Origin of the sequence: Paenalicyclobacillus macrosporangiidus (genome assembly GCF_900116805.1) — a bacterium.
GTDB lineage: Bacteria > Bacillota > Bacilli > Alicyclobacillales > Alicyclobacillaceae > Alicyclobacillus_H > Alicyclobacillus_H macrosporangiidus.
In genome coordinates this window covers 1-3,036 of record NZ_FPBV01000052.1, presented here as the reverse complement: position 1 = coordinate 3,036, position 3,036 = coordinate 1, and the positions used below count along the sequence as shown (strand labels likewise).

The following is a 3,036-nucleotide window of genomic DNA, read 5'->3' as shown; positions in this document are numbered from 1 at the left end:
CATGAGCGTGGAATCCTCGCGGGGCAGTCGGATTGGAAATCGAGATTCGCCGTATTGGACGTCCCCTGTTCGGATGGGGTGTACCGGGTGTATTTCCGGGCGGATCCCGGTGCCGAGTATTCAGAGGCGGCGCGGTTCGCGCAGGCAGTGGACGCGCTTTTGCACGACCATGAACGGCTAAAAACGGAAGCGTTTCACGACGCACTCACGGGGTGTCTCAACCGCAAGGGATTGCAGACGTGGTTCACCGAACGGGCGCGGCGGTACACCGACGACACGGGGTTTGTCTTGGTGCTGGTTGACTTTGACCATTTCAAACAACTCAATGACACGCACGGACATGCCAAGGGCGACGAGGCACTTCGGGAGATTACGGCGGCCCTGCGTGCGGAGTTACGCGCGTACGACATTCTCGCCCGCATCGGTGGCGACGAGTTTGTGCTGGTGCTGGAGGCGTGTGCCTGTCATCCGGGGATTGTGCAGAGGCTTGAGGGCATCAAACAGCGGTTGCCGCTCAAGGATTACGACTTGGACATGACAATGGGCGTGGCCTGTTATCCCCGGCACGGGCGGACTCTCGAACAGCTTCTTGCACGGGCAGATTTGTGTCTGTACCGCGGCAAACAACAGGGGCGCGGGTTAATTGTGTTCGACATGGACGACTCGGGCACGGGAGAGGAGGGAACAAATGGCGGCGGAGCTTTGGATGGATGCCAAGGGTGTCATTGAGCGGGCAGACGGCGATACGGAATCGCTGCTCGGGTTTCGGAACAAGGAGTTAGCAGGACTGCCGATCGCGCTTTTGCACCCGAGGCTTACAGAGCCCGGGCTTCACACGCTCTGGATTCGGCGCCGCGATGGGCTAGCGGTGTTGGCGCATGCAGTCGTGAAACGTGAAGGCGCATTTGGTGTGTGCAGGGCGTATCTGGAGGATGTCTTCGGCGATGAGGCGGAGCGGGCGCGGCTGGCATTCCAGTACGCCCTGTTCAGGGGGCTTGCGTTCGCCGCCGAGTATGGAGACCCGGACTTGCTCGATCACCTGCGCCGGGTTGGGCGCTACACGTCGTGGATGGCGCGCGGGGCGCTTGGCTTATCGGAGGAGGATGTGGCGCGCCTGACGGTGGCGGCGTATGTGCACGATGTGGGCAAGTCCGCGATCCCGAGGGAGATTTTGTACAAACCCGCGCCGCTCAACGAAGAGGAGTATGCCCTGGTTAAGACCCACACGGATAAGGGATTCGCCGTGTTGCAGGAGGTCGAGCGGCACGTCAAGCGCCAGGCCCCGTGGCTGTACGACGTGCTGACTTGGCGGTGGGCCAAGGACGTGGCCCGATACCATCACGAGAATTGGAACGGCAGCGGGTATCCGGCGGGCCTGGCGGGCGAGGGTATTCCGCTTGTGGCGCGGGTCGTCAAGGTGGTCGATGTGCTCGACGCGCTGCTGCACGCCCGGCCATACAAATCCGCATGGTCCAATGCAGATGTTCGCCGGGAGATCGAGGCGAAGGCGGAGACGGAGTTTGACCCAAAACTCGCCACATGGCTTCTCGCCCATGAAGCTGAGTGGACGCATGACAGCGACGATTCAGGAGGGGATGCGCCGTGGTGGCCGTAATCGCCATCCTCCTTGGGGTGCTTATGTTTTTGGCGGTGTTTGTCGTCGTGTGGGGCTTTGCGCTCGTCAGTGCACAGGAGGAGCAACTGCGTATCCAGTCGATTCGGGGTACGTACAAACGCGCGGCGCCAAAGGCCGGGTTTCTGGAGGTCATGCACCGGGATATGGTGCGGTATGCCCAGGAGATCGGCAAGCCGGAATGGGCGGACATCGCCTACCGCTTGTCCTTTACCATGCCGCTGGTGGTGGCGGCGATGGCCCTGTTGGTGGGATGGTACTGGGCGCTCCCATTGGCACTGCTGGCGTTCTTTCTCCCATACCTGTATCTGGAGCGGACGTACCGGCGGGCGAGGCTGTTGCTTCGGCGCCAGCTTCGGCAAGCAAGGCTTCTAATTGCGCTTCTCGCAGAGGCGGGCGCGCCGGTGGAACGCGGGATTGTGGCAGCCGAGGCGGTGAGCGGGTATCCTCTGAAGCCGTATCTGCGCGACGTGTGCATTGCCATTGGCCAGGTTCCAACAGACACAGATCAGCGGGAGCGGGACACTGGGATGCGGGTGCAGACGGTGGTGGAGGCGTTCATGCAGATGGCCGAACGACTGAAATTGTCTGAGGCCACGCAGTTCGCCCAGCTTCTCGCCCAGTCCACCCGGTACAATACGCCTCTGACCGACATGATGTTCACGTCGCTGGAGATCGAGGAACGGATCCGGGACGCTGAGGCGGAAGCGAAGTACAACACCGCGATCTCGAAAATCAGTTACCTGTCCACGCTTGGGCTTGGCATTCCGGTGTTCGGGTACATGTTCCTGGCGATGTTTTCTTATCTGCTGAAGTTGCTCGGCGGCGCGTTCGGGTTTGGCTCTTTGTGATGGCGCTGCCCTGCACGCCTCCCTTGAGTGAGGGAGGTGTTTTTTTATGCGCAGGATCGTCCGCCGCGTTGCGATCCGGGATCCGGTGTGGCGAGGCCGCATGATTCGCCGGTGGCTCCGCCTCCGGCAGGCGGGAAGCGGCATGTCCGCGATGATGTCGAATCTCATCTGGCTTCTCGCCACCATCACGCTCTCAACGGCCGGCGGGCTGCTGCTTGGCAACACACTGTTGAATGGTGTGTTCCCTGCGGCGCTGAACGCGTTCACGGCCATGTTCGGAGCGTGACCGGTTTGCCATGCAGCACTCCACCAGGTGGAGGGCAAAGCCCCACAATCCAAATCACCATTTCAAGGAGGAATGCAGTTTATGATCAACAAGTTGGGCACTCTGGGGGTACAAGCGTCTCGTTCCACCCCGTGGCTGAGGTGGCGGCGGGCCGACGCGGAGGGCAGCAACCTCACGAAGCTGGCGTACGTGATGTTCGCCGTTGTGATTGCGGCGCTGTTCATCATCGCGATTGGCGCGCTGATGATCTTTGGCATCAACAAGGC

General features: G+C 61.3%; 5 protein-coding genes. All 5 read left to right on the top strand.

The genetic code is table 11. The annotated features are described in order from the left end of the window. A partial coding sequence (locus tag BM357_RS18280; RefSeq protein WP_074956781.1) for a GGDEF domain-containing protein occupies positions 1-729 on the top strand: 729 nt, incomplete at its 5' end. Further along, positions 689-1,615: an HD-GYP domain-containing protein gene (locus tag BM357_RS18275; protein ID WP_083430678.1), complete on the top strand. Its 927-nt coding sequence runs from the start codon at positions 689-691 to the stop codon at positions 1,613-1,615. The genes BM357_RS18280 and BM357_RS18275, both read left to right, overlap by 41 nt. Continuing rightward, complete coding sequence (locus tag BM357_RS18270; RefSeq protein ID WP_245784093.1) at positions 1,603-2,484, top strand: pilus assembly protein TadB; 882 nt, start codon at positions 1,603-1,605, stop codon at positions 2,482-2,484. Before BM357_RS18275 ends, BM357_RS18270 begins: the two co-directional genes overlap by 13 nt. Positions 2,485-2,530: 46 nt before the next feature. Beyond that, positions 2,531-2,770, top strand: coding sequence for a hypothetical protein (locus tag BM357_RS18265; RefSeq protein WP_074956779.1), 240 nt, complete (start codon positions 2,531-2,533; stop codon positions 2,768-2,770). 81 nt (positions 2,771-2,851) lie between these two features. Next, a partial coding sequence (locus BM357_RS18260) for a hypothetical protein (protein WP_139234800.1) occupies positions 2,852-3,036 on the top strand: 185 nt, incomplete at its 3' end.